At 58.8% G+C, this 26,002-nt stretch carries 34 protein-coding genes; 26 read left to right on the top strand and 8 right to left on the bottom strand.

The annotated features are described in order from the left end of the window. Positions 1-68 precede the first annotated feature (68 nt). Genes CFBP1590_RS26090 through CFBP1590_RS26080 form a run of 3 tightly spaced genes read right to left on the bottom strand, consistent with a single transcriptional unit; the run spans position 69 to position 1,137 of the window. Positions 69-431, bottom strand: a complete 363-nt coding sequence (locus CFBP1590_RS26090; protein WP_003420293.1) for a hypothetical protein — start codon at positions 429-431, stop codon at positions 69-71. After that, a complete protein-coding gene (locus tag CFBP1590_RS26085) occupies positions 428-907 on the bottom strand; it encodes a YmfL family putative regulatory protein (protein WP_331717156.1) in 480 nt (159 codons plus the stop codon). The genes CFBP1590_RS26090 and CFBP1590_RS26085 overlap by 4 nt, the downstream gene beginning before the upstream one ends. Before the next feature lie 29 nt (positions 908-936). Then, the gene (locus CFBP1590_RS26080) at positions 937-1,137 is read right to left on the bottom strand and encodes a BcepMu_gp16 family phage-derived protein (protein ID WP_032633662.1); all 201 of its coding nucleotides are present in this window, start codon (positions 1,135-1,137) and stop codon (positions 937-939) included. 92 nt (positions 1,138-1,229) lie between these two features. On the opposite strand from CFBP1590_RS26080, the gene CFBP1590_RS26075 reads away from it, so the two are divergent. Beyond that, positions 1,230-1,577: a helix-turn-helix domain-containing protein gene (locus CFBP1590_RS26075; protein WP_044422709.1), complete on the top strand. Its 348-nt coding sequence runs from the start codon at positions 1,230-1,232 to the stop codon at positions 1,575-1,577. A gap of 97 nt (positions 1,578-1,674) precedes the next feature. After that, entirely contained in the window at positions 1,675-1,851 is a 177-nt protein-coding gene (locus tag CFBP1590_RS27960) for a hypothetical protein (RefSeq protein ID WP_162839122.1), read from the top strand. A gap of 66 nt (positions 1,852-1,917) precedes the next feature. Here the strand turns inward: CFBP1590_RS27960 and CFBP1590_RS26070 are convergent, their stop codons facing one another. The 3 genes from CFBP1590_RS26070 to CFBP1590_RS26060 form a co-directional block, all read right to left on the bottom strand. Next, positions 1,918-2,178: an ogr/Delta-like zinc finger family protein gene (locus CFBP1590_RS26070; protein WP_005737198.1), complete on the bottom strand. Its 261-nt coding sequence runs from the start codon at positions 2,176-2,178 to the stop codon at positions 1,918-1,920. Positions 2,179-2,253: 75 nt separating this feature from the next. Continuing rightward, positions 2,254-3,105: a phage portal protein gene (locus tag CFBP1590_RS26065; RefSeq protein ID WP_231991884.1), complete on the bottom strand. Its 852-nt coding sequence runs from the start codon at positions 3,103-3,105 to the stop codon at positions 2,254-2,256. Further along, a complete protein-coding gene (locus CFBP1590_RS26060; RefSeq protein WP_088236229.1) occupies positions 3,032-5,086 on the bottom strand; it encodes a terminase large subunit domain-containing protein in 2,055 nt (684 codons plus the stop codon). The genes CFBP1590_RS26065 and CFBP1590_RS26060 overlap by 74 nt, the downstream gene beginning before the upstream one ends. A 161-nt stretch (positions 5,087-5,247) precedes the next feature. Between CFBP1590_RS26060 and CFBP1590_RS26055 the strand changes: the two genes are divergently transcribed. From CFBP1590_RS26055 to gpM, 3 genes are read left to right on the top strand one after another with little or no spacing between them, the layout of a single operon-like run. Beyond that, positions 5,248-6,180 carry a GPO family capsid scaffolding protein gene (locus CFBP1590_RS26055; protein WP_003413628.1) on the top strand — a complete coding sequence of 311 codons (933 nt, stop codon included), beginning with the start codon at positions 5,248-5,250 and terminating at the stop codon, positions 6,178-6,180. 1 nt (position 6,181) lies between these two features. Continuing rightward, entirely contained in the window at positions 6,182-7,204 is a 1,023-nt protein-coding gene (locus tag CFBP1590_RS26050) for a phage major capsid protein, P2 family (RefSeq protein WP_024662766.1), read from the top strand. Further along, on the top strand, positions 7,201-7,923 hold the full coding sequence (gene gpM, locus CFBP1590_RS26045; RefSeq protein ID WP_088236228.1) for a phage terminase small subunit: 723 nt from the start codon (positions 7,201-7,203) through the stop codon (positions 7,921-7,923). The genes CFBP1590_RS26050 and gpM overlap by 4 nt, the downstream gene beginning before the upstream one ends. A 141-nt stretch (positions 7,924-8,064) precedes the next feature. On the opposite strand, the gene CFBP1590_RS26040 is transcribed toward gpM, so the two are convergent. Further along, positions 8,065-8,361, bottom strand: a complete 297-nt coding sequence (locus CFBP1590_RS26040; RefSeq protein WP_003342323.1) for a hypothetical protein — start codon at positions 8,359-8,361, stop codon at positions 8,065-8,067. A 35-nt stretch (positions 8,362-8,396) separates the two neighbouring features. Here CFBP1590_RS26040 and CFBP1590_RS26035 point away from each other — a divergent pair, with 35 nt between their 5' ends. The 21 genes from CFBP1590_RS26035 to CFBP1590_RS27750 are packed head-to-tail and all read left to right on the top strand — an operon-like array spanning position 8,397 to position 23,781. Next, positions 8,397-8,858, top strand: coding sequence for a head completion/stabilization protein (locus CFBP1590_RS26035; protein ID WP_088236227.1), 462 nt, complete (start codon positions 8,397-8,399; stop codon positions 8,856-8,858). After that, positions 8,855-9,298, top strand: coding sequence for a phage tail protein (locus CFBP1590_RS26030; RefSeq protein ID WP_003420277.1), 444 nt, complete (start codon positions 8,855-8,857; stop codon positions 9,296-9,298). Before CFBP1590_RS26035 ends, CFBP1590_RS26030 begins: the two co-directional genes overlap by 4 nt. After that, positions 9,288-9,956 (top strand): phage virion morphogenesis family protein, encoded by a 669-nt coding sequence (locus tag CFBP1590_RS26025; protein ID WP_088236226.1) that lies wholly within the window; start codon positions 9,288-9,290, stop codon positions 9,954-9,956. The genes CFBP1590_RS26030 and CFBP1590_RS26025 overlap by 11 nt, the downstream gene beginning before the upstream one ends. 14 nt (positions 9,957-9,970) lie before the next feature. After that, positions 9,971-11,083 carry a DUF2586 domain-containing protein gene (locus CFBP1590_RS26020; RefSeq protein WP_088236225.1) on the top strand — a complete coding sequence of 371 codons (1,113 nt, stop codon included), beginning with the start codon at positions 9,971-9,973 and terminating at the stop codon, positions 11,081-11,083. A 3-nt stretch (positions 11,084-11,086) separates the two neighbouring features. Further along, positions 11,087-11,539 carry a phage protein gene (locus CFBP1590_RS26015; protein WP_003342306.1) on the top strand — a complete coding sequence of 151 codons (453 nt, stop codon included), beginning with the start codon at positions 11,087-11,089 and terminating at the stop codon, positions 11,537-11,539. Next, positions 11,539-11,748 carry a TraR/DksA family transcriptional regulator gene (locus CFBP1590_RS26010; RefSeq protein ID WP_004407224.1) on the top strand — a complete coding sequence of 70 codons (210 nt, stop codon included), beginning with the start codon at positions 11,539-11,541 and terminating at the stop codon, positions 11,746-11,748. Before CFBP1590_RS26015 ends, CFBP1590_RS26010 begins: the two co-directional genes overlap by 1 nt. Beyond that, positions 11,748-11,954, top strand: a complete 207-nt coding sequence (locus CFBP1590_RS26005; protein WP_004415377.1) for a hypothetical protein — start codon at positions 11,748-11,750, stop codon at positions 11,952-11,954. Before CFBP1590_RS26010 ends, CFBP1590_RS26005 begins: the two co-directional genes overlap by 1 nt. After that, the gene (locus CFBP1590_RS26000) at positions 11,951-12,478 is read left to right on the top strand and encodes a lysozyme (protein WP_088236224.1); all 528 of its coding nucleotides are present in this window, start codon (positions 11,951-11,953) and stop codon (positions 12,476-12,478) included. Before CFBP1590_RS26005 ends, CFBP1590_RS26000 begins: the two co-directional genes overlap by 4 nt. Next, entirely contained in the window at positions 12,475-12,954 is a 480-nt protein-coding gene (locus CFBP1590_RS25995; protein ID WP_088236223.1) for a lysis system i-spanin subunit Rz, read from the top strand. The genes CFBP1590_RS26000 and CFBP1590_RS25995 overlap by 4 nt, the downstream gene beginning before the upstream one ends. A 33-nt stretch (positions 12,955-12,987) precedes the next feature. Beyond that, positions 12,988-13,278, top strand: a complete 291-nt coding sequence (locus tag CFBP1590_RS25990) for a putative phage tail assembly chaperone (protein WP_003342295.1) — start codon at positions 12,988-12,990, stop codon at positions 13,276-13,278. Between the two features lie 20 nt (positions 13,279-13,298). Next, positions 13,299-13,442, top strand: coding sequence for a DUF6890 family protein (locus tag CFBP1590_RS27955; protein WP_003342293.1), 144 nt, complete (start codon positions 13,299-13,301; stop codon positions 13,440-13,442). Between the two features lie 5 nt (positions 13,443-13,447). After that, on the top strand, positions 13,448-15,817 hold the full coding sequence (locus tag CFBP1590_RS25985) for a phage tail tape measure protein (RefSeq protein ID WP_088236222.1): 2,370 nt from the start codon (positions 13,448-13,450) through the stop codon (positions 15,815-15,817). Next, entirely contained in the window at positions 15,817-16,134 is a 318-nt protein-coding gene (locus CFBP1590_RS25980) for a DUF2590 family protein (RefSeq protein WP_003342289.1), read from the top strand. The genes CFBP1590_RS25985 and CFBP1590_RS25980 overlap by 1 nt, the downstream gene beginning before the upstream one ends. Further along, the gene (locus CFBP1590_RS25975) at positions 16,131-17,300 is read left to right on the top strand and encodes a baseplate J/gp47 family protein (protein WP_088236221.1); all 1,170 of its coding nucleotides are present in this window, start codon (positions 16,131-16,133) and stop codon (positions 17,298-17,300) included. The genes CFBP1590_RS25980 and CFBP1590_RS25975 overlap by 4 nt, the downstream gene beginning before the upstream one ends. Further along, entirely contained in the window at positions 17,297-17,821 is a 525-nt protein-coding gene (locus CFBP1590_RS25970) for a phage tail protein (RefSeq protein ID WP_088236220.1), read from the top strand. Before CFBP1590_RS25975 ends, CFBP1590_RS25970 begins: the two co-directional genes overlap by 4 nt. Before the next feature lie 8 nt (positions 17,822-17,829). Beyond that, positions 17,830-20,172, top strand: coding sequence for a phage tail protein (locus CFBP1590_RS25965; protein WP_088236219.1), 2,343 nt, complete (start codon positions 17,830-17,832; stop codon positions 20,170-20,172). Continuing rightward, a complete protein-coding gene (locus CFBP1590_RS25960; protein WP_088236218.1) occupies positions 20,169-20,672 on the top strand; it encodes a hypothetical protein in 504 nt (167 codons plus the stop codon). Before CFBP1590_RS25965 ends, CFBP1590_RS25960 begins: the two co-directional genes overlap by 4 nt. Then, on the top strand, positions 20,662-21,594 hold the full coding sequence (locus CFBP1590_RS25955; RefSeq protein ID WP_088236217.1) for a hypothetical protein: 933 nt from the start codon (positions 20,662-20,664) through the stop codon (positions 21,592-21,594). The genes CFBP1590_RS25960 and CFBP1590_RS25955 overlap by 11 nt, the downstream gene beginning before the upstream one ends. Continuing rightward, positions 21,591-22,127: a baseplate complex protein gene (locus CFBP1590_RS25950; RefSeq protein WP_088236216.1), complete on the top strand. Its 537-nt coding sequence runs from the start codon at positions 21,591-21,593 to the stop codon at positions 22,125-22,127. Before CFBP1590_RS25955 ends, CFBP1590_RS25950 begins: the two co-directional genes overlap by 4 nt. Further along, positions 22,124-22,834: a hypothetical protein gene (locus tag CFBP1590_RS25945; RefSeq protein WP_088236215.1), complete on the top strand. Its 711-nt coding sequence runs from the start codon at positions 22,124-22,126 to the stop codon at positions 22,832-22,834. The genes CFBP1590_RS25950 and CFBP1590_RS25945 overlap by 4 nt, the downstream gene beginning before the upstream one ends. After that, entirely contained in the window at positions 22,807-23,781 is a 975-nt protein-coding gene (locus CFBP1590_RS27750; RefSeq protein WP_145958192.1) for a hypothetical protein, read from the top strand. The genes CFBP1590_RS25945 and CFBP1590_RS27750 overlap by 28 nt, the downstream gene beginning before the upstream one ends. Positions 23,782-23,854: 73 nt before the next feature. Here CFBP1590_RS27750 and CFBP1590_RS25935 read toward each other — a convergent pair whose 3' ends face one another. Beyond that, the gene (locus CFBP1590_RS25935; RefSeq protein ID WP_088236214.1) at positions 23,855-26,002 is read right to left on the bottom strand and encodes an NACHT domain-containing protein; all 2,148 of its coding nucleotides are present in this window, start codon (positions 26,000-26,002) and stop codon (positions 23,855-23,857) included.

Here is a 26,002-nt window from a genome sequence, read left to right as displayed (position 1 = left end):
TTAAACCTCGAATTTAGGCGCAGCTCACCCATACCCACTGGAGTGGGGCAGGCAATGTTTGGGGGTGTTTAAGTGGCGGGGGAGACGGGTTTGCCGTGGCCGGCAGCGATCAGGTGTTCATAGATCAGATGAACAGGTACAGACCAAGCGAGTCCTCGAATGGGATCACTGATCACTACTGTCATTTCTGCGCTTGCCTGAAGGTCTATACGCTGGCGACCGATGACTGCCAGAACGTTGCTGTAGGCCTGGTGCACCAGATGGTTTGCAAAAGACTCTTTGACTTCGAAGCTTTCGACCAGGTGATCGATTGTTCGACTAAGCAGTTGGCCCAGATCACCCAAATGCTCGCCCTGATGACGCTCGATAAATGCCTGAGCTGCAGCGCGGATTGTCTCTTGATAATCCATATCAGCTGATACGTTGTTCATTTTTCAGTCCCTGATTTAGCGCGGTACAGATCGATAGCTGCCAACACTTCTGCATGACGTGCAGCCATGTGCAGGTTGTGTGCGTTGAGGATGTGTTCTGCCTCGGCCTCATTGATGCAACCGTCTGTAAGTGCCTTGGAGATCTCCAGGTCGACACATCCACGCTTTGCCGCCGCGTGAATGGAAAGGGCGTACATCTCGACGTTGTCCAGCGAATCAGGATCAGCCACCGGAACGAACAGGCCGCCGTACATCGAGGCCACATAGTTGGGTAGATGCTGAGTTCCGGCTTCCTGCTCCAACTGGAACAACTGAACATCATTTAGCGGGCGACTGTTGTTGTTCTCGTAGGCGTGGTTATCGAATTTCTTCAATGCCAAGCCGATACGAGCAGCTGCGCACTCCCGTCCACCTGGATAACTGCAGATGATCGCGCTGACTACTTCACGGCGTGTCTTTAGAACTGGGCTTTTCATGTTCTGCTTTTCCCTGCTGATCTGCGCCATTACTGTGCGATCACACCGTCTTTTATACCCAGCAACACCGCGGCGCGATGTGCCTCCCCTCGGCGACCTTTGATCCTTCCATTCAAAAGGTCGCTGACCAAATTTTTGTTCAATCCATGTTGTCGGCTGAATTCCGCAATGCTGACCCCCTTGTGATCGAGAGCTGCTCGGGCTTGCTCGGGTGTAACGGTGGCGGGCATGATGTGCACTCTGTTTGTTCGTGGTCGTTTCTGTTGGTCTGTGGTGATTCTTGGTCAAATAATTGATCAAGTCAAGTGTGGTGAATAAAAATATGCACATTGCTGACGGAGTAGGTGAGCGCCTTAAGGAAGAGCGCGAGCGCTTGGGCTTGAGTCAAACCGAGTTTGGAACGAGACTCCGAGTTAGTCGTGGAACTCAGAAAAATTATGAGCTTGGTGCGAATTCATTGGACCTCCGTTACGTCGCGGCCCTCGTGGATCAAGGCATTGACGCCGGATATGTACTTACCGGGCTTCGCTCTCCTGCTCCTGGACAGGGGTTGAAGCCGGACGAAGCGGAGCTGGTAGATCAATATAGGAGATTGCCTGTAGATGATCAGAAAACTGTACGTCGAATTGTGAAGTCTATGGCAGCAGAAGCCGCTGAGGCCTCGAAGTAAAATTTATCGATTCCTGAATCGAGCTATTTCCAGTCATCTGCGTATCCTCAACAGGCTCCGTACCGTCGCCTCCAAATGTATTTAATGGAGCGTAAGTATGTTGGAACGCAGTAATCTCCAGAGCCTTAGTGGTGAATGGTCAAGCTTTCATCGGCTTGAACTCACAGAGTTAGAGAAGGATTTAATCAAGCTTTACCGTCAGATGTCTGAGAGCGAGCAAAAGCAAATTCGCCGCATCGCTGGTTATCTGGCCAAGCCAGTTGAGATTGAATAATTATCTTGTGGGCCATTGAATCACGCCTGCACCGCCTATCGCCGACTCCTCTGGTCGGCGGTTCATTCAAGCCACTGCCTGCCGCCCTAGTTGCTCAAACAACTCCTTCTGCTTGTCAGGTGCAAGGTCCCTTAGCCGATCAAATAGCATCACGTCCAACTGCTGCCCGGACGGCCTGAGCGTATGCGAAAACGTCAGGTTGGCCACCCATGTATGGCCGCAACTGGCGTCTAGGCATTGGCAGTACAACTTCACATACGCCCTCGTCACTTCCTCCCGTGAGCTGATCCGTCCTTTGTGCCCGCATGTTGTGCAATAAATCCGCATGTTCCCTCCCCAGAGCCATCCTATAGCTACTATTTTGCCATATCTGTAATGGCATTATCTGTGCTTTCGGTCATATCAAGCCGTTACAGATGTATCCTGCAGCGGTTTCCAGGCGAACCGCCTGTCCTCTCGCAAAGTCGCATTAGCTTGGTCAAACAGCTGACAGATCGGCCTGATCTCGTTGCTGGTGTAAACGCGATCGATCTTCTCGATGTCACCGAATCCGCCACTGTTCTCCGGGATGATTCCGGCCAGCGCCGGGTTCATGCGCCAGGCCGCGATCACGTCATTGCGCGTGATGTTCTTCACCTTCTCCAGTTCGTCCTTGGCCTGGAAGTCACCCACCGGGATGATCTGAATGGCCTTCTCGGAACCGCCCGGAATGTTGACGAACATCGATCGGAAGTTGCCCACGCCCTTGCTGGCCGTGATCTGGGCACGTAGCTCGTCTTCGTCCTCTTCGGTCAGGTTCGGGTCGTTGGTGTAGAAGATGTATCCCGCATGCGCGCCGTTGCTGTAGTAACGTCGGCGAAACAGTGTTGCTGCCTCGTTGAGCAGCAGTGCCTGCAGACCGCCCAGGTACTCAGGCACGCCGTAAATGTTCTGTTCGACGTCGTAGTTGAGGACGTGCTCGATCTCGTCCGCGTCGAACTCCGTCTCTCGCCCGTTCTGCTCCAACTGGATGAACCCACCGTCGACCTTGACCCGCATATTGATGGCCGGCAGGTGTCGCAGCTCCAGAATCTGGCCCAGCAGGTTAGGCACCCGGTAGAAATACGCTTCGCCAAAAACCATGAAGTCCAGCGCAGCCCTACCTATTTCGGCCACTGACAGGCCGGCTGAAGGCATGAACTCACGCAGCAGCAGATTGCGTTTGAACCCTGGTATCGCGCCGTGGTGTGCGTTGGCTTTGAGCAGCTTGGCCAGCCCCCTGCGTGAGACTGGCGGCGTGAAGATGCGACCGTCGTCGCTGGCGAACACGCCCAGGTACTGCGCGATGTTGTCGGTCAGCACTGATTCCGGCGCACCGAACGTGAATGCACGCATGGGCCGTTGCGCCGGTTTTTCCTGCTGCAGGGTTTTGGGTTTTGCCATGGGAAGTTGATCCAGTGAGTGCGTAGCGACTGCGCCGCTTTTTGTCCGTGTTGAGGGGTTCGTACTGCAGGGCGTGCATGACCGCCCAGGCCACGTCCGCGTGACCTGTTGCGTCGGTTCGCGACGCGCTGTAGGTCACCTGGCCGCTGGCGGTTGTGCCGCGCTTGATTGTCAGGAAGGCCTGGGCGATATCGTTCCAGCCGGCGTCCCACTCGATGCGGCTGCCTTGGATGGTGTCCTGCGCCTTGAGCACCAATAGGTTCTTGGTTTCCAGGCTGTAGTGGATCGAGGTCGCACGCGGGTAGAAGTCGCGCACCAGGTCGAAGACGCCGTAGCCGATGCCGGTCGTGTCGATCCCGATGTGCTGAACGTTGAAGCGCTCGGTCAGCTTCTTGACCTGCTCGGCCTGGTACTTAAATGACTGACCACGCCAGCTGTGCTTCTCCAGGATCCGGAACTTGCCGCCGTTCTCCAGCGGCGGTGCGATGACCACGCACGTCGCATCGTCGCGTGTCCGGCTCGGGTCGTAACCGATCCAGACCGGGCTGTTGCCATACGGGCGCGGATCGTCCGGGTCGAAGTCGGCCCACAAGGACAGGTCCGAATAGCAGCGCTCCAGATCTGCCAGTGAAAACGCGCTCTGGCTGCTGTCGATGAATTTGCACATGAACAGCTGCTGGAACTTGTCGTCGTCGTACTCCAGCTGCAGCTGCTCAAGGTCGAACAGATCGCAGCCGCCGGCGATGGCGTCCAGGATGGTGATCACCTTGCGCCACTGACCGTCCGGACACAGCGTGCCGGCAGAGATCTGCTTATCGCTCGGCCATGGCTCCTTGGCGTTCTTGCGCTTGCTGTTGCGGAATTTCTCACCCTGCCAGAATGGGTACGCCTGATGCGATACGGCGCTAGGCGTAGAGAAATAGGTTTTGCGCCACTTCTTATGGGTCGCCATGGCGCTGGCCACGGTGTTCAGTTTCTCGAAGTCGCGGATCCAGAAATATTCGTCGACATACACATGGCCATGGTGACCCTGCGCAGTGCTGCTGTTGGTACTGAGAAAGCGCAGCTCGGCCCAGGGCTTGCCGTCCTTGCTGAGTACGATCGGGTTGCCGGTCAGCTCCAGGCCAAACCACGCCTGGGCAAAGGCGATGATGTAGCTGCGGAAAATCTCGGACTGGGCGCGGCTGGCCGACAGGAACACCTGGTTATCGCCGGTCAGCACCGCGTCCATGAAGGCTTCGCCGGCGAAGTAGTAGGTCAGGCCCACCTGGCGGCTTTTGAGGATGTTCCGGATCCTGGCGGTCAGCGGGTTCTGTTTCGCGGCGAACAGCTCTTTCTGGTAGCCGTACATTTTGCTGATGAACTTGTCGAGAAAGTCCACTTCGCGCAGCTCGCTAACGTCGTTCTTGACCTTCTTTTCCCGCTTCTTGCCATCGCGCTTGCCACGCTCCCGACGCTCACCGCGTTGATCATCGGGGCGATGGCCATCGTTGTCCTGGTCATCACGGACCGGCGCAGTCACCGGCTTTACACACTGCTTAACCAGTCGTTCGCGAACAGTCGTCAACCGGTCCAGTTCGTCCAGCTCGCCCTTGGTCAGCGAGTCGGCTTTCTCCAGAAGCAAGGTGATACGCCGGCTGACGGCGGTCAGCGGTTCTTCATCCGTCAGCATGTCTTCCCAGCCACCAACGCGGATCCAGTGGTACACGATCCGGATGTTGGGCAGGTTCAACTGCGCCTGAATTTCCTTGGCCTTGTGACGGCGTAGAAACAGGCGTTTGGCGGCTTCTTTGACTTCGGTTGAGTAGTACATGGGCCGCAGTCTATGCGGCGAAAACGCGGAAAACGTGCAGTTAAAATCCGTGTTTCTCCTATAAATCAAATATAGGAGAAGTGCGAAAGTAAACCGTTTGTTGGAGGCGTTGCGGCTCCCTATCTTGGGGCCTCAACTTACCGATGAGCGCAGTTCTTCCCATGCCCCGTTCCCTTGTCAGCTTCTGGAAACGCGTCGCCACCAGCGGTCCTACCGTCGATGGTCGCGTCATCACGCCCCAGGAACTGCGCGACATCGCCGAGACGTACAGCACTACTACTTACACGGCCACCATCTGGTCCGAACATGACCGCTGGCCAGGCTCCTACGGCACTGTGTTTGCCGTGCGCCTGATCGAGGACGTCGAGGGTCTGGCCCCCGGCCAAGTCGCGCTGGAAGCGCAGTTGAAGCCCAACCAAAAGCTGTTGTGGCTCAACGACCAAGGCGAAAAGCTCTTCACCAGCATCGAGATCATGCCCGACTTCGCTGGCACTGGCAGGGCGTACCTGACCGGCCTGGCTGTCACCGACGAGCCGGCGAGCCTTGGCACTCAAGAACTTTACTTCTCCCGCAACCCCGGCAACCCCGGCAAGCGCGTGCACTACGCGGCGGCCGTCCCGCTGGGTTCGATTGGTGAAGACGAACCGCAGGGCGAGGTGGCCAAGCTGTTCAGCATGTTCACCGGCCTGTTCAAGCGCTTTGGCATTGAAGAGGTGCCAGCCGAAACCACCCCGCAAACCCCTACTGAGAGCAAACCCCCAATGGATGAAGCTACAGCCAAAGCGCTGCAGGCCTTGATCGAACAGCAACTGATCGTTACTGCCGGCATTCAGGCGCTGATTGACAGTTTCGCAGAGGCACCGCCGGCCCCCGACCAGGCCCCGATCGACGACGTACAGACGGCGGTCGATGACATCGTGGCCACCGCCGAAGACGAAAAGCAGTTGAGCCGCAAGGGCTCGTCTAACGCCGCAGTGCTGGCCGGCATGAACAAGCTGCAGGCGCAATTCAGCGCGTTGCTGGACAAGCCGGAAGGCCGCCACCTGTCACGCACCACTGGTGCCGCTGACCCTAAACCGAAGCGGGTACTCTGACATGGCCCAGTCACTGAGCGCATACGGCGCGAAGATGTTCGCGGCCCTGCAGGTTTCCCTGGCTGAATCCTACGGCGTCGAGCTGGCCAGCAAGACGTTCAGCGTCGAGCCGTCGATTGCCCAGGAACTCAACGAGGCGATCACCCACAAGTCCGATTTCCTGCAGCGCATCAACGTCATCGGCGTGACCGAGATCAAGGGTCAAAAGGTATTCCTGGGCGTCTCTGGTCCGGTGACCGGTCGCACCAACACCAAGACCACCGATCGCGAAGCCAAGGACGCCTCGGCGCTGGATGACAACCAGTACGAGCTGTATTCCACCGAATCTGACGTCAGCCTGCCTTACGCCAAGATCGACGCCTGGGCCAAGTTCCCGGACTTCCAACAGCGTTACTCCGCTGCCGTGCAGAAGCAGATCGCACTCGACCGTCTGATGATCGGTTTCCACGGTCTCAAAGCCGCGCCGCAGACCAACCTCACTGAATTCCCGATGCTGCAGGACGTGAACAAGGGCTGGTTGCAGATCGCTCGCGAGCAGATCCCGGAGCAGGTTCTCAAGGAAGGCAAGGTCGCTGGAAAGGTGACGCTGGGCGAAGGCGGTGACTATGCCAACCTCGACGCCCTGGTGCATGACACCAAGCAGATGGTCGACGAGCGCGTTCGTGATGGCGGCGACCTGATCGCAATCATCGGCAGTGACCTGCTGGCGGCTGACAAAGCCAAGCTGTACGCCAAACAAGGCGATCTGCCAACCGAGAAAGAACGCATCGAAGACGCTCAGGTCATCGCGACCTATGGCGGTCTGCCAAGCTTCAGCGTGCCGTTCTTCCCGGTCAACGCCGTGGTGGTCACCAGCTTCGACAACTTGTCGATCTACTTCCAGGATTCCAGCTGGCGCAAGCAAACCATCGATAACCCGAAGCGCTCCCGCGTCGAGGATTACAACAGCCGTAACGAAGGCTATGTGATCGAGCAGCTGGAAAAGTTCGCCATGACTGAAAACGTCGAATTGGTGAAAGCATGAGCCTGGCACTGGCGCACAAACGCCGCTTGATCGCAGAAGGCCCAGCGGCTGCGATCGCCGGTGCCCAGATGGCTTATTCGGCTGACACCGCGCTGTCCAGTCCTGCCAATGCACGCAAGCATTTGAAGCTGATGGAAGACGCCTTGGCCGGTGATCTGGAGCGCATCAGCGCGATCAATAGCCGCGAGCAGCGCCAGATGCTCAAGCGTGACGAGCTGCTGCCCAAGTACCTGGATTACGTACAGCGGTACCGCGATTCGGAATTGAATTTCCAGAACTCGGTGCTGGTGTATGTCCTGATCTGGCTGTTCGACACCGAGCAGTTCACCCAAGGCCTGGAGCTGGCCGACTTCGCAATAACCCAGGGCCAGGCGCTGCCTGAGCGCTTCAACCGCGACATTCCGACCTTTGTTGCAGACGAGGTGATCGACTGGGCCGAGGCGGAATTCAAGGCCAGGCGCAGCCCTGAGCCCTACGTTTCCAACCTGCTGCCCCGTGTGGATGGCGAATGGCAGCTGTATGAGCGCATCCCGGCGCGCTACCACAAGTTGCTGGGAATGATCGCGCTGCATCGCAAGGACTGGCCTGTCGCTATTCACCACTTCGAACGAGCCGAACAGCTCTACGAAAGCATCGGCGTAGGGACACGCCTGTCTGACTGCCGCAAGGCGCTGGCCAAGGCGCAAGCCAAAGAAAACGCCGGCAACGGCACCGAATAACCGACTACCCCCCCCCCGCGAGAAACTGTGGATGTGAGCCAACCATTTTATGGCCCCTGACCCACTGAAACAGTTTTCCCGCCCCTAATACAAAAAGCCCCGCACTGGGCGGGGCTTTGTGAGGCACAGATGTTTAACGGATCACTGCGAGAGCTTATCTATCGCCATCTTCCCCTCGGGGAAGGTCGCGGTGACTTCCAAACTACTGCCTCCCAGCACGTGGACGCACTCCCTCAGTGCTATGACGTACCGGTCAGCGACTTTCAGCGCTGCCTTTATCGTCGCCACATGATCACCTTGGGTGCGCATAAACATAAGCGCCATTGCGTGTGCGTCCTCAAGTCTTCTATCGGAGAGCTGCTGCTTACGCCTGGCAGCAGTCTGGCGCGCCTTAAGACGCTCTTTCATAGAAACAACCTTTCCTTGTTCGTCGGTCATGTTGAGCAGTCCTCCTTGGCTTGTGGGGAAAGTGTATGAGCTTTTCCGGAAAACCCACGGTGCTGGTAGACGAACGGATCGGGAACGATGGTTTTTGGCCCGACCTATCGATAGCCGAGTTCCAGAAAGGTTACCGCCTGCCGGCGGAGTACCTGGTAGAGATGCTGGCCGCCGATCTGAACATGGCCATGGTCGAGGTCAATACCGACCTGGCCAAGTTAAAAGCGCGATGGCAGGGCGCTGGCGTGTCCAACGTTGAGTCCGCAGACACCACCGTCCTGCCAGAGCGCACCTTTCAAGCGGCGACGTATAAGCGCGCCGTGTACAGCCGGGCGAAAGCCAGCTTGCTGACCCAGTTCGCCACGGTCAGTCGTCGCGAAAGCGCCGAAAACGTGGGCAAGGAACTGCCAGAGCGCTCCGAAACCTTCCTCGCTTTCAGTCAGGCCGCCGTGCGGTCGCTGCAGGGCCGTGGCCGCATCACGGCGGCGCTGTTGTGATCAAGCTCAAGGCTTTGACCGCCTACCTACTTGAGCGCCAATTGGTTGCCCCTGAGCAGCTCGACAGCTGGACCGACCAGGTGCAGGTCGAGCTGGTCTGGAAGCCTGACACCCAAGGCATGCACATGGGTGACATGAATTACGGCGCGACCATCTCGATCGAGCGGTTCGCGGATCACCCTGCGCGCCTGTTTGCCCTGGTAGGCAGTTGGCTGGAAACCCACGACCAGGACCGCGACGGTCTGCCAAACGTGGTGTTCGATGTGGTCATGCTCGACAACGATCTGGCCGACGTCGACATCAAGCTGCAGTTCACCGAGGCGCAATACCTGGCCGAGGATCCTGCCGGCGAGATCGAGGCCTTTGGCAGAACCTGGTCGTTCGTACCGTTCGAACTGTGGGTTGCTGAGAGCGGCGAGGTGACCGGTCATGGCCTTTGATCTGGACATTCGCGGCATGCTCGAAGCCCAGGACCTGCTGGCTTTGATGGAGCTTCCGACGCCCAAGCGCAGACGTCTGTTGAACAACGTGGCCAAGCGCGTGCGCAGTCTGAGCCGCCAGCGGATCCGCAACCAGCAGAACCTGAATGGAACTCCGTTCGCTGCCCGCAAGGACACGTCCAAGGGCAAGAAGAAGATGGAAACCGGCCTGGGCAAGCTGCTCGATGTCACTCGCCTGACCGGTACCGAAGCGGAACTGGGCTGGCGTAACACGCTGACCCGCTGGGTTGCCTCGCAGCAGCACAACGGCGTGTCCGAACGGCGCACCGCCGCGCAGATGCGCCAGTGGAACAAGGTTCCGCCGGGCACCGCCGCTACGGAAAAGCAGGCCAAGACCCTGCGCCGGCTGGGTTTCAAAACCCGGCAGGAAGGCAAAAAGACCCTGACCCGCCCATCCGTGGCGTGGATCCAGCAACACCTGAACTACGCCCGGGCGGGATTGCTGATCCGCGTCCTGGACGACGAACGAGCCGAATCCACCGGTGCGCAAAGCTGGAACATCCAGCTGCCTGCGCGTCAGTTCCTCGGTGCCAGCGACAGCGAAACCGGCCAACTGGTGAACCTGGTGCTGCAACAAATCCTTAATTCACCCCGCTAACGAGGCACCGCTTTATGGCACTCGGCAAAGTCAGCGTTAACAATCTCAACCTCGGCCAGGGTGCCGTGAGCGAGATCGAACGCTATTTCCTGTTCATCGGTCCCGCCGCCAAGAACGTCGGCAAGCTGGTCCCGTTGGACACCCAAAGTGATCTGGACGTCCAGCTGGGCGTTGCAGACAGCGACCTGAAAACCCAAATCCTGGCAGCGCGCAGTAACGGCGGCGATCGCTGGGCATGCATCGCTGCTCCGATCGCAGGCGAAACCACCTGGCAACAGGCGCTTGAGAGCGCCACCCGCAGTTATTCCTTCGAAGCGGTGGTGATCGTCGATCCGGTGACCACTCAGGCCGAGCTGTCAGCGATGCACGTTGCAGCCAATGACCTGAGCAACAAGCTGGGCCGCCGCGTCTTCGTGCTCGCCGCGACTGCCGGCATTGCTCCGCAGTTGAGCTGGAGCGCTTACGTTGTCGAGCAGAAAGCCATCGTCGACGGCCTGGCTGCGCCTCGGGTTCTGCCGGTACCGCAACTGCACGGCAATAACCTGGGCGTGCTGGCCGGTCGACTGGCCAATGCCGCCGTGAGCATTGCCGACACGCCGATGCGCGTGGCCACCGGCGCGGTCCTGGGCCTGGGCGCTGAACCCAAAGACATGGACGGCATCCCGCTGAGCACCGCGGTGCTTTCACAGCTCGACGCAGCACGTCTGTCTGTGCCGCAGACGTACCCGGACTATCCGGGCACCTACTGGGGCGACGGCAACATGCTGGACACCCCCGGCAGTGACTTCCAGGTGATCGAGAACCTGCGTGTCGTCGACAAGGCCGCCCGCCGCGTGCGCGCTCTGCTGATCCGCTACGTGGGCGATCGGACCCTGAACAGCTCGGCCAACAGCATGGCGACCACCACGTCCAAGCTGATGGCCCCGCTGCGCGCGATGGCCAAGTCCACCAAATTCGCCGGCCAGGTGTTTCCGGGCGAGATCGAGCAGCCCAAGGACGGCGACATCGTGCTGACCTGGACGAGCAAAACCTCTGTCGTGGCCTACCTCAAGCTGCGCCCCCTCAACTGCCCGAAAGACCTGACCGCGAACATCGCGCTGGACCTTTCCGTTACGGATTCGGAGTAACCCATGGCCGCAAAAATTGGCGGTAAGAACTTCGACGTGAACCTGGGCGATCTGCTCGTTCACGTCGAGGCCGGCACCATCGACATCACGGACAACAGCACCGTGGCCCAGACCAAGGGCGTGCCCAACGGGCACGTCGACGGCGATGTCGCTGCAGCCGGCGAACTGGAGCTGGACACCACCAACTTCAATCTGCTCATCGAGCAGGCCAAGACTGCCGGCAGTTTCCGCGAGCTGGAGCCGTTCGACATCGTGTTCTTCGCCAAGGCCGGCGAAGAGGAGCTGCGCATCGAGGCCTTCGGCTGCAAGGTCCGCGTGTCGAGCCTGCTGAGCATCGATCCCAAGGGCGGCGCGAAGAACACCCACAAGGTGCCGTTCGACGTCACCAGTCCGGACTTCATCAAGATCAACGGCGTGCCGTACCTGGCTGCTGCTGAAATCGAGGGCCTGACGTAATGGTTTGCCCGTTCGATCGTGCGCAGGCTCTGGAGCAGCGACAGCGCGACCAGGCCATTGCGGCCCAGTTGGCCAAGCCGCGAGCGAGCGGGCCGAGCCTCACCCATTGCCAGGACTGCGACAAGGAGATCCCTCCGGCGCGCCAGGCGTTAGGCGGCATGACCCGTTGCGTGCCTTGCCAAACCCTGACCGAAAAAGGACTTCGCTGATGAGCACGAATCAAGTTGCTCAAGACACAGCCATTGCCCTGGTAAAGGCATCGCCCGCCATTGGCGTTGCCGCCACGGGCGCGACCGGTGCCGTCGACTGGTCGACAGTGGCCTACATGCTGACCGCGTTCTACATGGTGCTGCAGATCCTGCTGCTGATCCCCAAGTACCGCCAGATGCTGCGTGAGTGGGAGACCAAGGCATGAGCCTGCGCGTCAAGATCACCGCTGGCTTGCTGCTGCTCTGCAGCGGCACGTTGACCGCCTTCCTGGGCACCTGGGAAGGCAACGGCCAGAACGTGGTGTATGCCGACAAGCTGGCCAGTGGTTTGCCCACGGTCTGCAAGGGCATCACCAAGCACACGAGCCCGGATCCAGTGCTGGTCGGTGAATATTGGTCGGATGCGCGCTGCGCCGAGGTGGAAGGCCTGGTCATCGCAAAGGGGCAGTTGAGCCTGGCCGACTGCCTGACCAACCAGGCGATCGGGCAGAACACGTTCGACGCCTTGAGCAGCCATGGCCACAACTTCGGCGTGCCGACGACGTGCGCGAGCCGTGCCGTGGGCCTGATCAATGCGGGCCGCATTGCCGAGGGCTGCAAAGCGCTGGCCTGGGCTTCCGACGGCACGACGCCGGTGTGGGCCTACGTGACCGGTGCCGATGGTCGTAAGACCTTCGTTCGTGGCTTGCACAACCGCCGGCTGGCCGAAATGAGGCTGTGCCTGCAATGACCATCAGCCCGCTGCGCCTTGCCCTGTTTTTGCTGGTGGTCGGTCTGCTGACCTGGGGCGCTTTTGAGTACCAGGGCAACCAGCTCGTCGCTGCCCGCGCTGAGCTGGTCGACGCCACTGCAGAACTGCACACCGAGCGAGAGGCGGCGCGCCTGGCCCGCGATCAGCTGGAAGCGCGGGACCAGCTCGACACCCACCACACTGAGGAACTGAACCGTGCCCGCGCTCAAATCAACACTCTGCAGCTTGCTGTTGCTGATGGCAGTTACCGGCTGCGCATCAAAGCTGTCTGCCCCGCAATGCCCGGTGCCCCCGGCACCGCCGGCCTGGCTGATGCAGGCAGCGCCGAACTCGCAGCAGACGCTCGATCGGATTATTTCACCCTCAGAGACGAGCTTGCCCTCAGCCGGCAAATGATCCTCGGCCTGCAGGACTACATCCGCCAGGTCGTGCAACGCACGCCGGCACAACCCTGACCCTTTACAACTCAACCTTACGGAAACACCGACATGAGCGAAGTAAACCGCAGCATCACCCTGGAACGTGGCGACAAGGAATTCACGTTCAACCTGACCCCGCAGGTGATCACCAAGTACTTCAATGCCACGACCCAGGCCAACAAGGTCGCGCCGGCCCACAACCTGCTGATGGGCACCGTCAAGGACGAAGACAAGGCCGCACTGAAGGCGCTGCTGGAAAACCCGATCACCACCATGACCCTGGCCGGTGCGTTGCTTGAAGAGTATTCGCCGGACGTTGAAGTGATCGTAAAAAAGCCCTCGAACATGCCGAAGGCCTGACCCAGGACGGGCTGGGCCAGTTGCTGGCCCTGACCCAACGCTGGCTGCCTGGCGCTGAGCCCACCATTGAAAGCATGGGCACTGCCAAGTGGCTTGAAGACGAACACTGGAGACGCATGGAAATTGCCGTCGCCAACGGCATTTCCACTGCCTTTAACGGATAACCCTGATGGCTGACCGTTCCGCCCGCCTGGCTTTCATCCTGAAACTGACCGACAAGGTCAGTGCCCCGTTGGGCAAGGTGAAAACCAGCTTCAGCGACCTTGCCGCCAAGAGCCAGCAGAACATCATTCAGATGGGCGCGGGCCTGGCCGGCATGGTGGGGGCGGGCAAGGCCATCACCGAATCACTGGAACCAGCGCTGGAAGTGAACCGGGCGCTGGGCGACATGCGCGCCTTGGGCACCACTGAAGACGCGCTGGCGTCGCTGAACCGGACTGCCCTCGAATTCTCGATCACCTACGCCACCAGCGCCGCCGAGTTCGTGGCGTCGTCACGCGTCATCGATGGCGCGATCAAGGGCCTGGTCGGCGGCCAGCTGGCCACCATCACCAGTGCCAGCAACCTGTTGGCCAAGGTCACCAAATCCGACGCCGAAACGACCGGCGCGTACCTGGGCACCATGTACAACCTGTTCAAGTCCCAGGCAGACAAGATGGGCAGGGTGGAATGGGCCCAGCAACTGACCGGCCAGACCGCGCTGGCGGTGAAGCTGTTCCGCACCGATGGTGCCCAGTTGAAAGACGCCTTCAAGGAAGTCGGGGCGATCGCCACCCAGGCCGGTGTCAGCTTTGCCGAACAAATGGCGGTGGTCGGTACGCTGTCCAGCACCATGGAAGGCGGCGACGCCGGCGGGCGCTACAAGGCGTTTTTCGAAAACCTCAGCGCGGCTGCCGAAAAAACCGGCCTGAGCTTCACGGACGCCGCCGGCAATGCACTGCCCATGCTGCAGATCATGGACAAGCTGCAGGGCAAGTACGGCGACCTGACCAGCGCGGCTGCCGGCACCAAGCTGATGGAAGTGTTCGGCGGTGAAGGTGCCCAGGTGATCGGCGCGCTGGCCAAGGACACCGATCGCCTGCGCAACGGCATTGCCGAACTGGGCAAGGTCCGGGGCCTGGAGAACGCCGAGAAGATGGCCAAGGCCATGGTCGACCCATGGCAGCAGTTCGGTAAAGCCGTCGAAGCGCTGCGCATCGCCTTCGGCCAGTCCCTGATTCCGACGCTGACACCGCTGATGGATCGCCTGGTGGGCATTGCCAAGACCTTGACCCGCTGGACGCAGCTGTTCCCGAACATCACCCGCATCATCGGTATCACCACACTGGTGGTCTTTGGCTTCATCGCCGCGATGTCGCTGCTGACCCTGGTAGTCGGTGTCAGCAAGATGGTCTGGCTGGGCATGCTCACCGTGTGGAAGCTGCTCACTTGGCAGGGCTTCAAATCGATCGCCATGTTCCTGTTCCACACGGTCATGGTTGCGGCTTTCGTGGTCGGCCTGATCGGGCTGTACACCTGGATGGCGATCGTGCGCGTCGGCATGTTGCTTTGGCAGGGCGCGATCTGGCTGGTCAACGCCGCCATGCTGGCCAACCCGGTGCTGCTGATCGTGGCCGGCATTGTCCTGTTGGCCGCTGCCGTGGTTGCGGCGGTCGTGTACTGGGACGATCTGTGCACGGCGCTGATGAACACCACCGCGTTCCAGTGGATCAGCGATCAGATGGCCAAACTGTCCAGCTGGTTCGACTCGATGGGCGGCTGGTCCGGCATCGCCAAAACTGCCTGGGACAGCATCCTGTCCACGGTGAAGGGCGCAATCAATGGCCTGATCGAGATGGCCAACAAGATCCCCGGTATCAACATCGAGACCACGTTTGGCGATTTGCCAGAGCCGCCGAAGGTGCCCGACCTGCCTGGTCAAGTGGGCGCGCCTGTACCGGGTCCACAACTGCCGGCAGTGGTGACCACACCGCCAGCGGGCACCGTACCGGGGGCCAAAGTCGCCTCGGCAGCTCCCGCTCCAGCAAGCCAGCCACCTAAGCCCTTGGCTCTGGTACCGGCAGCGGTCGCTCGATCTGCGCCAGCCCAGGGTGCTGCAGCGAGAGTCCAGGTGAAACCTGCACCGCCTATCAGCCTGCCGCAACCCAACGTGCTGCCCTTCAAACCGCTGCAGATGCCTGCTCCGCAGATCAGCCAGGCCGACCCGATCATGCTGCCGCCGGCGTCGGCTGACCTGGCGTTTTCGATGCCGACCAAAACGGCACTGCCAGAGCGCGTCGAGAAGGTCATCGAGCTGCCCGCCAGATCGGACAAGGGTATCGAGGCCCGCAAGGCGATCAACGCCAATACGTCGATCAGTCCCACTAAACCGCAGGCCGTCCCGAAAGGAGGACTGATGCAAAGCTTCCAGAACCAGAGCAACGCCATGAACCCCAACCAGCGCCCCGGCACCCACGTCGAGACAGTGAACATCAATACCTCCAAGCAGATGACCCCGCTGGAGCTGGAAAACATGATGGCCATGGCGGTGGGCGGCTGATGAGTGAATACGTCGACCTGCTGATCATGAACAACGACTTGGTACTCGATCCGGCCCGCCAGCCTCTGCTGGTTGATGACCGCGCCTCGATCGCTCAGGACATCGCGCACCTGATCCGCGAAAGCGGCCTGCTGATCACCCTGGTGGCCGAGCGCGACCGGTTGCGTCAGCGTGACTGCATTCAGCAGATGGAGCTGCTCGTCGAGGATGACGAACGCCTGGTACCAGGCACTGCGCAGATCGAGCAGACCCAGCCGGGTGTGTACCTGGTGACCGCCACGACCGTGAAGTTCGGCCAGGTGGAGATCACCCTATGACCGTCGACTTCAAAAAGGCGCTGGGTGACTCCGGCATTCCGACCACCGAGGCGCAGCTCAAACAGGCCTGGGAAAAGCTGGCCGTCGAGCAGGGCAGCACGCTGACCAACACCAGCGCGTACAGCCCGTTCTGGCGAATCATCACGGCGCTGGTCACCAAGCCGGTGCTGTGGCTGCTGGAGTTCGTCAGCGGTACGGTGCTGCCGAACTTCTTCGTCAAGACTGCCGGCGCGCAATGGCTGGACATGCTGGCCTGGGCGGTGAACATCGAGCGCAAGGCCGCGACGGTGGCCGTTGGTGAACTGCTCTTTACCCGCGCCAATACCGGTGGCGAGCTGGAAGTGCCGATCGGCACTGTCGTTCAGTCACCGACCCTCAATAGTCATATCTATCAGTTGGTGACCACCGAACCGCGCAGCTTTGAAGAGGGCCAGAGTCAGCTGGTGGTACCGGTTAAGGCCGTGGGAGCCGGCAGCGGCTACAACCTGGCACCTGGTTATTACGCCGTGCTGCCTCAGTCGGTACCGGGCGTTGTCCAGGTTGTGAACAATACCGACTGGCTGCAGACGCCTGGCGCGGATTCCGAGCATGACGACCAGTTGCGCCTGCGCGTGCGCAACCAGTTTTCGGCGGTCAACCAATGGCACACCGACGCGGTGTATCGGGCGATCATCACCGATTTTCCTGGGGTTGCCGCTGACGGCGTGTACTTTGAACACGGCGCACCGCGTGGACCAGGCAGCGCCAATGCCTTCGTACTGTTCGACGCCGGCGTGCCCGCCGATACCTTCCTCGAGCAGATCAACACGCATATCCGCGACGGCGGTAACCATGGCCACGGCGACGATCTGCTGGCCATGGCCATGCCTGAAACCCTGCACGCGATCAGCGTCAACGTCTGGCCGGTGGCCAACCTCACCGTGCTGCAGCTGCAGACGCTGCAGGCCGAGATCGGGTTGTTCATCCGCGCCGCTTTTCGTGAAAGCACCCAGAGCGACTACGCACCGACCCGCACGTTCCCCCAGTCGCGTTTCAGTTTCAGCCGCCTGACCGAAGAGCTGCACGTCCAGTTTCCGGATATCAGTTCGTTGCGGTTCGCCAACAGCGACATCGTCTCGGCCTTGGACATCCCGCGCATCAGCACCCTGGCGGTGGTCCTGCAATGATCAAGCTCAAGCTGCCGTTCTGGCTCGAAGGGCTGGAGCTGACCAAGCTGGTGGCCACCGCCCAGCTTTGGTGGGAACAGGCCACCGAATGGCTGCGCTGGCCGTACCTGCAGTTCGACGCGGACACCTGCCACCTGTCGATTCTGGAGCTGTGGGCTTGGCAGCGCGACGTCACGCGGTTTTCCGCCGAACCTGAAAGCCTGTTCCGGTTGCGGGTCAAGTACGCCTTTATCAACTCCGTGGACGCCGGCAGCACTGCCGGTTTGAAACGCATCCTGGAGCGCTTGGGCGTCGGCTACGTCGAGATCCAGGAACGCATGCCCGAACGCGACTGGGACGTCGTGCTGCTCACCCTGAGCGATTCCCAACTGTCCGAGAACCCCGACCTGTTGCGTGTGCTGATCCGTCAGTACGGACGCACCTGCCGCCGGTATGACTTCGTAACCATCACCCCGGTGCGGCTTGCTGTTGCCCTGGTGGATTTCAATGACGATCAGCAAACGCTGGTCGCCAGCCTTTAGGAGCCCTCATGGCTGCAAGTATCACCCTCGCCGGCGAGAAACTGATCGCCCAGAAACAAGCGGCCAACCTGCCGCTGACCGTGGCCCGCTTCGTGCTGGCCAACGTGCCAGGCCTCAACGTGAGCGGCCCGGTCAATCGCGCCGGCGTGAAGCCGCCAGCGGCCCAGATCGTCTACACCGCAAACATCACCCAGCAGGGTTACGTGAACCCTAACCAGGTGGTGTACAGCCTGCTGATGGGCACCGATATCGGCGACTTCGACTGGAACTGGATCGGCATGGAGTCCAGCGACGACGTGCTGCTGTCGGTCGCCTACGTACCGGTGCAACAGAAGCGTAAAAACATCCTGCCCGACCAGATCGGCAACAACGTCACGCGCAACTTCCTGTTGGTGTTCGACGGGGCCCAGCAACTGACTGGCATCAAGATCGACGCCAGTACCTGGCAGTTCGATTACACCGCGCGCATGAAAGGCATCGATGAGCGTGAGCGCGTCAGCAACCGTGACATGTTCGGGCGCGCCTGCTTTTTCGGCGCAGGCCTGCAGCTGCAGAAGGTGGGCAATGCCTACCAGCTCAATCCGGGCGTGGCTTATGTCGAAGGCGTTCGTCTGCAGCTCGATACCGTGCTACCTGTGACCGTGCCGGCAGTGCCGACCAAAGCCTGGCTGGATGTGGTGCTGCAGCGCGAGCTGAGCGACGTCGTGGCCTCGTTCAAAGTTGTGTTCGGCCAGGAAGCGAAGGTCTACTACACCGACAGCGCCTCGGCCAAGCACTACCTGGTGCCGTTGGCCGACATCACCGGTACCAGCAGCCTGGTCGACCTGCGCCCGATCGAGGCGATCGACAGCGAGCTGGTGAAGTACTTCGCAGCGCGGGTTGGTGACTATCCGGAGCTGCGCGCTCGCGCCACGACCAAGGACGATGTGGGCCTTGGCAAGCTGCCCAACGCGATTAGCGACGATCCGAACAGCAACAGCAGTGCTGTGCTGGCCAGTACCAAACTGGTCAACGCGGTGCGCTCGGCGTTGGATGCTGTCATCGCTGCGATCGTCGACGGCACCACCGCAGTGGGCAAAGCGGCGCGCCTGTCGACGGCCCGAACCCTGAAGTTCAAAGGCGCGGCCACTGGCTCTGGAACCTATGACGGCGCGAGCGATACAGAGATCGCGCTCACCCTGGCCGACAGCGGTGTCGCAGCAGGTGCGTTCACAAAAGTAAACGTCAACGTGAAAGGTCTGGTCACCGGCGGCAGTAACCCGACAACGCTCGCCGGCTACGGCATCACCGATGCGTACAGCAAGGATGACGCGAACAAAAGTTTCGTGAAGCAAGGCGGTGGGCCTGACCAGAAGGGCAATCAGATCAACATCGGCTGGACCGGCGCGACGCTCAAAGCGAGCGTCGACGGCAACGATCTGGGCAGGATCTGGACGGAAACCTCATTCAACCCCAATGACAAGGCCAACAAGGCCACCTCGCTGAGCGGCTACGGGATCACCAACGCTTATACCGTCGAGCAGGTCAACGACCTGGTGGGCAGACGGGTACTGGCCGACTCCATCGTCCACGCCGGTTTTGCCAGCAACAACACCGACTATCCGTATTTCCGTCGCATCTCTGATGACAAGGTCTATTACCTGCAGCCGCAAATCGGCTTCACGCCCTTGCAGCAGGGTGGCGGTGCAGGCCAGAAGACCAACAAGGTGTACATCGGTTGGTCGGACGTCGGTCTGAAGTTGACGGTCGACACCTCGGACATTGGCCGGATTTGGACGGAACAGTCGTTCAACCCCAACGACAAGGCCAACAAATCCAACTCCATCGCCGGCTACGGCATCACGGACTGCTACACGGTCTCTCAGGTCAACTCTCTTCTGAACCAGCGCGTCGCCGGGGATTCGATCCAGACCGCTGGTTTCGCTAGTGACAACCCGGAGTACCCCTATTTCCGTCGTACCTCTACCGGCGGCATTTATTACCTGCAGAACCGTCTCGGCTTTACCCCTGTGCAGCAGGGTGGCGGTGCGAGTCAGAACGCCAATACGTTGAGGCTGGGCTGGTCAAACAATGGCGCAGGCCTGCGCCTGCAGGTAGATGCATCAGACATGGGCGTGCTCTGGGGAGAACAGAATTTCTTCCGGCCCGACACCAGTAACTTTTTCTCGGTTGCGGTAGTGGGCACGTCTGTGCAGCTCCCGGCAGGCGGCACCTGGTGCTACACGCTGATGCACTACTACTCCGGCGGCGCCGGCGTTATAGGTCGTGGTGGTCAAGCAGCAGGCGGCACCGTCATTCAATTTAGTGGGGGATCCACCATCTATGGTTTCGCCTGGAGATACGCACCATGACTGATATTTCACTCAACACACTCGAAGAGGTGCTGCCGCCTTTGGACCAGTCCCCGGCTCAGGAGTCTGAGACCGTCGCGGTCATGTTTACCGACGTCGCCCGTAAAAACGATGGCTCGTTCGTGATAACCGTTGCTGGCAACCGTTGTCATGTTACCCAGGACTACAACCCACCGCTGTATCAAGCCGTTGTCGACTACCTGGACGCCGGTGGCCACGCTACCGAGTATGCCGAGGACGTTGTTGTCCAGAGCGATCCTGGTTTGTTAGCCAGGCTCTGGGTTGAGCTGCGCTTGAAGGTCTCGGATAACCTGGTATCGCAGTACCGCGATGCTCGCGATCTGGGCGGTGAACTGCCGATCACACCCGAGCAGTTCACCCAGTTGCTGACCTGGCGGCAGGCCGTGCGTGAATGGCCGCAAGTGCCTGGCTACCCAAAGGAAACCACGCAGCCGGTTACCCCGGACTGGATTGAAGCGGTCGTGCTCGATGGCGAATGAATGGGCACCAATCAAGCTGCAGTGGCCAGTGCAGGCCACTCAGTGGATGGACCAGATGGCCGGCGCACGCGACCTGATCCAGAGTGAAATGGCAATCACCGGCCAGCGCGTATCGATGCTGGCCGATATCGCTACCACCAGCCCTGGACTGATCGCAGGGGCCGCGAAGTCCGCCATCAACGCCGGACGCGATGCGTTGGTAGCACAGTTCGAAAACGTTCCGTCGTGCATCGTGGTGACGCCTTTTCAGCACGGTATAGGGCAGGGCAGCGGTGGTCACCAACGCTTTCTGTCTGCGCCCAACCTGCTGCAGCTGCTGGCCGACAAGTTGACTGACACGACCGACGCAGTCCGCCCGCAAGGTCAGCAGAGCGCCCTGGTACTGATATTCCTCGCCACGCGCCTGGACCAGCTCGCCGCGACGCTGGGGCGGTTCAACGTGGTGTTGCCTATGCCTGACCTGGTGCGCGCCGAGCGCCGTGCCGAACACCTGGCCAAGCTGGAGGTGGAAAAATGGATCATGCCGATCGCCGGGCAAATGCCGCTCTGGAGCCAGTTGCCGCTGCAGCGCTGCCCGATCACCAAGCTGGCCAGCCAGTCCATGGCCGGACAGCTGGCTGTATTGGAGGGCTATGCCGCCGACAGCTCGCCCATGGCGGACCTTGCAGATCTGCAGGCGCGAAAGAAGGCGCAGGTACAAGAGCGCGAGCAGCAGCTGTCCGACCTGAAAGCCCAGTTCACCAACAGTGCCGACGACGTATCGATACAGTCCAGGATGCTGGGACCAGGTGACCTGGGCCAGCTGCGCCGCGAACTGCTCGAAGGCGAAGCACCTGGCCATGAATGGCCGCTGTGTGCCGGCGCGCTGCTGGTGGGCTCTGCAGAGAGCCTGAGCTTTGTTCAGGAACTGGTGGGCCTATGACGCTGCTACTCAATGGCGAGCAGATCGTCGGCCACCGCATGAAGCTGACGGCCAACCTCAAGATCGAGGCCGATGAGCTGGGCGGCCAGACATCGGGTACCGACAAATCGCACAAGGGGTTCAAACCCAAGACGCTGACCGTCGCGCTGACAATCCCGTACAAGGCCCTCGAGGACTTACGCACAATCATGCGCCTGGCCGAGGCGACTGCAGGCGGTGGCCAACTGCAGACCTACCGCATCGTGAACGACACGGCCAAGGCCTTTGGCATCCGGCAGGTGACGTTCTCTGACGGGGTCAGCGCCCGCGAGGACGACACACTGGCCCAATGGATCGTCCAGTTCACCCTGAGCGAGAAGCTATCCAACCCGGAGAAGGTCGAGAACCGTCGCGCCGGCAACGGCGTGACATCCCAGTCAGCGCCTGGCGATGGTGTGGCGGGCAGTGGGTCCGGATCGGGCGCAGCCGAAGAGCTGACCGGCTTTGAGGCCGTGCTCAAGAAGGTGGACACCTACCTGGGCGGCACGCCATGAGCATGAAGCTGCACAAAGTGCTGACAATCGGCGGCGTGGCCATGCCGCTTATCAATGACGATGTTCGACTGGACCTCAAGAGTCCGGGCCGCGCCACGTTCACGATCAAGGCCGGTGTCAGCGTCAAAGGTTTGGTCACGTTCGATATGGGCTACAACGAAGCGGTCCTGCAGCGTCATTTCATTGGCTACGTCGAACGCTGCACCGCCACCAATGGCATCGAGCAGGTGGTGCTTTGCCGCGAGTTAGCCGCGGTGCTGGCCAACCCGTTGCCCATGAACCTACGCCACGTGGATCTGCGCGCTGTGCTGGCAGATATCGGCGGCAAGACCGGGCTGCGCTTTCGGGTACCGGATCAGGCGTATACACGCACCAAAACGCCGTTCTTCTACAACCTGGCCGCTGGATACCAGGCGCTGGACAGCATGGCGCGGGTGTTCGGCATCAAGGACTTTATCTGGCAGCAACAGGGCGACGGCGAGATCTACGTCGGTGCCTGGGCTGACAGTTTCTACGGCGCTCGGTCGCCGTTGCAGTTGCCGGTCAACCTTTTCGACGGTTACCAAGGCAGCCAGAGCGCAATGATCGCGGCCTTGCCAGGCCTGCGACCAGGCGTATCAATCAACCGGGGCGAGCGGATCACGAACGTGACGCTGGCCGGCACACAGATGGCCATCAAATGGACGACGCAATCAAACGCAGCGTAGAGCGGCAATTCCCTGAACTCACTGGCGGCTATCACTTGCCGCGCTTCGCCAAGGTGGTGGCCGTGGCGGATGCGCCGGCCAGCGCCGGGCTGTGTGATGACTTCCGACCGCGCTTCTCGGTCGACTTGCAGGTGATGGGGCCAGATGGCGAGATCGACACGACGTTGCCGGTACTGGCCGGCGTGCCGCTGCCCATGCCGGTGGGTGGTGATGAGATGGGATTCTTTGCCTTTCCGGAAGAGGGCACCAGCGTGGTGGTGTGTTTCGCCTACGGCCTGCCGCATAAGCCCTACATCCAGACGATCCTGCCGCACGGCCTGACACTGCCAAAGGTCCCCAAGGGCGATCAGGTGTGGCAGCACAGTGACGCGGTGCAACAGCGCGTCGACGCGGATGGCAACTGGCTGCGCAAGACCGACGGTAAGATCCGGGACCAGGCGATCGAGCGCGAAGTCGACGCCATGACGAACACCGAAAGCTTCCAGAGCCACACCAGGACAGTGGACGACCATTCGACTGAGTCAGTGGGTGGCGTGAAGAAGATCGAGGCCCTGGGAGCGCTCAAGCTGTTGTCAGGCGGATCTGCGAGCCTGGCGGCAGTGGACGACCTGCACCAGGCTACTGGTCGGGATTTGAACCTAGTGGTAGGCCAGAAGCACAACGCCACGGTGGGTGGCGACATGCACGAACGGATTCAGGGTCTGCGTGAGAGCATCACCAGTAAGAGCCAGCGTTTGCAGGCCCCTAAAAACTGGGTCGGTTCTGACAGCGTGAATATTTTCCGAGTACTGTGCGATACGATAGAGATATTGCACCATATGAATATTCAATTGGCGGAACATACACACGGTCCATCACCTGTCCCAGTTAACGCTTCAAAGTTTGCGAGTGATGCAGCGAAAGCTTTTATATTATTACAAGAAATCAGTTCGATAACAGTAGCCTGAAAAATTACTGACCTAGGTTGAGGTAGTTATGATTCCCTCACCAGAATTAATTGTGGTGAGAGAATCATATTTTTTATTTTTTAATAAGATCTTTTACTATGGCCAGTGTCTCAGGTAAGGAGTAATCAAGAAGCGCTAGTGGACGTTTGACTCTGATTAAGGCTGCTGGTCTTCCATGCATTGGTTTGCCTTTTTCGATTTTAATTCGGCCGTGCTGCTCCAATATGTTTCTTATATGAGGCCAGTTGTCATCACGCAGCATGAAGGTTCCCTCATCATCATCGCCGCCGTCTCTTAAATAGCAGTAGCGCACAGAGCGGCGAGCAACTTTTTCCAAGAGGTAAACCGCCGGGTGCGCTCGAAAAGTTTCTACATCGGATTCGGTTGAGTGCGCCCTAATAAAGTCTTCAATTATTTCAGAGTTTCTTTCAATGTAGGCGTCGGCAATTCGAACTTCTAGAGCGTCGACCTGAGGCCTACTGTCGCCAAACTTTGTGAAGTCATCTACTACTAATGTACTGATCTTAACATTGTTGAATACAACTGATGAAATGTCTGAGCCGCAAAGATCTAATCTGCTGATGACTGTGTCTTGGATTGAACCAGTAGGAGTTCCGCCAGCGAAAGTTGCATCGTTAATTGTCAAAAAATCTATTCGATCTATCAGGCCATATGAAAAACCTAGCAAGACCATTGCTCCGCCGTTTACTAGGAGTCCATCGTTCGAGGAGTCTGAGTTCATCGTCAGGTATAGGTGGTCTATAGCTTTTTTGGCATCTATTTCATCTGAAGCAAATACCTCCGCGAATACCTCCAAATGTTCAGCGCTTAATATTGTGCGTCTAAGTATGCTTGGGATCGTTTTTTTTGCAAGTTGACGAATTAGAGCTTTGCCTAAAAAGTAGTATTGTATTTCGGTATGTGGAAACATTCTTTTGTCTTTGGAGTCAGAAAGCTCAAGTAGTGAAATGCTTCCTGACTTGTGTGTAAGCTTCCTCTTGGAATTTTCATCTAATAAATCGCTAAAACAGTAGTCTGTAAGAAATGCTAGATGCTCTGTTTCTATAAGGTTGTTCTCTCTAGTTGCCATTTCTAAGGAGATCTCTTCGAAAAGAGCATTAAGGCTAGGTATAACTGTCTCGCTTTTAATGCCGCCGATTGTTTTGGATAGTATCTTGGCTTCGCGATCAATTAGGTTGCCGACTAAAAAGCTTCGGAATCCTTCTGCGCGTACCTTCGTCCAGCCGCCGGCATCTTTTAGTACGCTGAGGAAGAAGGGTCTTAATGCATATTTGTTGTTGGAGAATATATCAGATGTCATCTCTGATGCTATGTCCATTGGGAGCCATTTAGAACTGGCTAGATATTTTCTCGCAGTGTCTGGACTCGCTAGCAAAATGTGTGCAAGCTTCAAATTTATGGTGTTGGGGCTTTCGGCTTTGGTGTTCTCCGTTCTGATTCTTTGAATCAACTCCTGTTCATCAAGAAAAGTATCACGTGCTGCAAGAATTATTATTCCAGAATTCCCGACCTCTTCTATGAACTCTCTGAGCGCCCTCCAAGAGTCCTCATACCCGTCCGCATCCACAAGTTCATCGAAGCCGTCAATGGCTGCAATTAAAAGGCCGTGCCTAACTAACATTGGTACATGCTCTCCATTAAAAGAAGCACCAATGCTTTGCGTTGTTGCCGCTAAAACATCTCTGAAGTTTGATAGGCGCCGACCACTGCTGGAGACGTGGAGAATAGGAGGGCTTATGTTGTTTGCTAAAAATTTTTTTGATTGCGCTTTCGCAAGCTGCGTTATTTGAAAGGTCTTACCTACTCCTGCTGGGCCGTCTAAGAGGATTAATGTGGTTTTCTCTTCGGTACTGTCAATGCTTTCGACTAACTCTTCAGCCGGAATATTATTGCCGGAGTAGTTTATTTCTGATTCGATGATGGCTTGCTCTTTAACCTTCGAAAATGCTCTTTTTTGAGTTTCAGCAAGTCGCTTAATGTCTGCAAATTCAGCTGATGCAATAAGCGTTTTGATATTTGGATACTCGGCTTTTTTATGTTTTGCTGAAATTCTTCCTGTGATAACATCAATGTCGTAGATTAGTTCGCGCCCGTTGCGCGTTAGTATAATTCTCTTTTTGCCTGCAACAGGTTTTTGTGCCATATCCGTGAACGGATCGCAAAACATTTTTATGTCTTCAATAGCCTGCAAAACGTCCAT

It is taken from the genome of Pseudomonas viridiflava (assembly GCF_900184295.1).
GTDB classification, from domain to species: Bacteria; Pseudomonadota; Gammaproteobacteria; order Pseudomonadales; family Pseudomonadaceae; genus Aquipseudomonas; species Aquipseudomonas viridiflava.
The sequence above is the reverse complement of the archived record's forward strand: the minus strand, read 5'-3'. Positions and strand labels throughout refer to the sequence as shown.

Bases quoted from the DNA above. Each gene is read 5' to 3' on its own strand.
- CFBP1590_RS26090 (WP_003420293.1), bottom strand. From the start codon at position 431: ATGAACAACGTATCAGCTGATATGGATTATCAAGAGACAATCCGCGCT.
- CFBP1590_RS26085 (WP_331717156.1), bottom strand. From the start codon at position 907: ATGAAAAGCCCAGTTCTAAAGACACGCCGTGAAGTAGTCAGCGCGATC.
- CFBP1590_RS26080 (WP_032633662.1), bottom strand. From the start codon at position 1,137: ATGCCCGCCACCGTTACACCCGAGCAAGCCCGAGCAGCTCTCGATCAC.
- CFBP1590_RS26075 (WP_044422709.1), top strand. From the start codon at position 1,230: ATGCACATTGCTGACGGAGTAGGTGAGCGCCTTAAGGAAGAGCGCGAG.
- CFBP1590_RS27960 (WP_162839122.1), top strand. From the start codon at position 1,675: ATGTTGGAACGCAGTAATCTCCAGAGCCTTAGTGGTGAATGGTCAAGC.
- CFBP1590_RS26070 (WP_005737198.1), bottom strand. From the start codon at position 2,178: ATGCGGATTTATTGCACAACATGCGGGCACAAAGGACGGATCAGCTCA.
- CFBP1590_RS26060 (WP_088236229.1), bottom strand. From the start codon at position 5,086: ATGTACTACTCAACCGAAGTCAAAGAAGCCGCCAAACGCCTGTTTCTA.
- CFBP1590_RS26055 (WP_003413628.1), top strand. From the start codon at position 5,248: ATGCCCCGTTCCCTTGTCAGCTTCTGGAAACGCGTCGCCACCAGCGGT.
- CFBP1590_RS26050 (WP_024662766.1), top strand. From the start codon at position 6,182: ATGGCCCAGTCACTGAGCGCATACGGCGCGAAGATGTTCGCGGCCCTG.
- gpM (WP_088236228.1), top strand. From the start codon at position 7,201: ATGAGCCTGGCACTGGCGCACAAACGCCGCTTGATCGCAGAAGGCCCA.
- CFBP1590_RS26040 (WP_003342323.1), bottom strand. From the start codon at position 8,361: ATGACCGACGAACAAGGAAAGGTTGTTTCTATGAAAGAGCGTCTTAAG.
- CFBP1590_RS26035 (WP_088236227.1), top strand. From the start codon at position 8,397: ATGAGCTTTTCCGGAAAACCCACGGTGCTGGTAGACGAACGGATCGGG.
- CFBP1590_RS26025 (WP_088236226.1), top strand. From the start codon at position 9,288: ATGGCCTTTGATCTGGACATTCGCGGCATGCTCGAAGCCCAGGACCTG.
- CFBP1590_RS26020 (WP_088236225.1), top strand. From the start codon at position 9,971: ATGGCACTCGGCAAAGTCAGCGTTAACAATCTCAACCTCGGCCAGGGT.
- CFBP1590_RS26015 (WP_003342306.1), top strand. From the start codon at position 11,087: ATGGCCGCAAAAATTGGCGGTAAGAACTTCGACGTGAACCTGGGCGAT.
- CFBP1590_RS26010 (WP_004407224.1), top strand. From the start codon at position 11,539: ATGGTTTGCCCGTTCGATCGTGCGCAGGCTCTGGAGCAGCGACAGCGC.
- CFBP1590_RS26005 (WP_004415377.1), top strand. From the start codon at position 11,748: ATGAGCACGAATCAAGTTGCTCAAGACACAGCCATTGCCCTGGTAAAG.
- CFBP1590_RS26000 (WP_088236224.1), top strand. From the start codon at position 11,951: ATGAGCCTGCGCGTCAAGATCACCGCTGGCTTGCTGCTGCTCTGCAGC.
- CFBP1590_RS25995 (WP_088236223.1), top strand. From the start codon at position 12,475: ATGACCATCAGCCCGCTGCGCCTTGCCCTGTTTTTGCTGGTGGTCGGT.
- CFBP1590_RS25990 (WP_003342295.1), top strand. From the start codon at position 12,988: ATGAGCGAAGTAAACCGCAGCATCACCCTGGAACGTGGCGACAAGGAA.
- CFBP1590_RS25985 (WP_088236222.1), top strand. From the start codon at position 13,448: ATGGCTGACCGTTCCGCCCGCCTGGCTTTCATCCTGAAACTGACCGAC.
- CFBP1590_RS25980 (WP_003342289.1), top strand. From the start codon at position 15,817: ATGAGTGAATACGTCGACCTGCTGATCATGAACAACGACTTGGTACTC.
- CFBP1590_RS25975 (WP_088236221.1), top strand. From the start codon at position 16,131: ATGACCGTCGACTTCAAAAAGGCGCTGGGTGACTCCGGCATTCCGACC.
- CFBP1590_RS25970 (WP_088236220.1), top strand. From the start codon at position 17,297: ATGATCAAGCTCAAGCTGCCGTTCTGGCTCGAAGGGCTGGAGCTGACC.
- CFBP1590_RS25965 (WP_088236219.1), top strand. From the start codon at position 17,830: ATGGCTGCAAGTATCACCCTCGCCGGCGAGAAACTGATCGCCCAGAAA.
- CFBP1590_RS25960 (WP_088236218.1), top strand. From the start codon at position 20,169: ATGACTGATATTTCACTCAACACACTCGAAGAGGTGCTGCCGCCTTTG.
- CFBP1590_RS25955 (WP_088236217.1), top strand. From the start codon at position 20,662: ATGGCGAATGAATGGGCACCAATCAAGCTGCAGTGGCCAGTGCAGGCC.
- CFBP1590_RS25950 (WP_088236216.1), top strand. From the start codon at position 21,591: ATGACGCTGCTACTCAATGGCGAGCAGATCGTCGGCCACCGCATGAAG.
- CFBP1590_RS25945 (WP_088236215.1), top strand. From the start codon at position 22,124: ATGAGCATGAAGCTGCACAAAGTGCTGACAATCGGCGGCGTGGCCATG.
- CFBP1590_RS27750 (WP_145958192.1), top strand. From the start codon at position 22,807: ATGGACGACGCAATCAAACGCAGCGTAGAGCGGCAATTCCCTGAACTC.
- CFBP1590_RS25935 (WP_088236214.1), bottom strand. From the start codon at position 26,002: ATGGACGTTTTGCAGGCTATTGAAGACATAAAAATGTTTTGCGATCCG.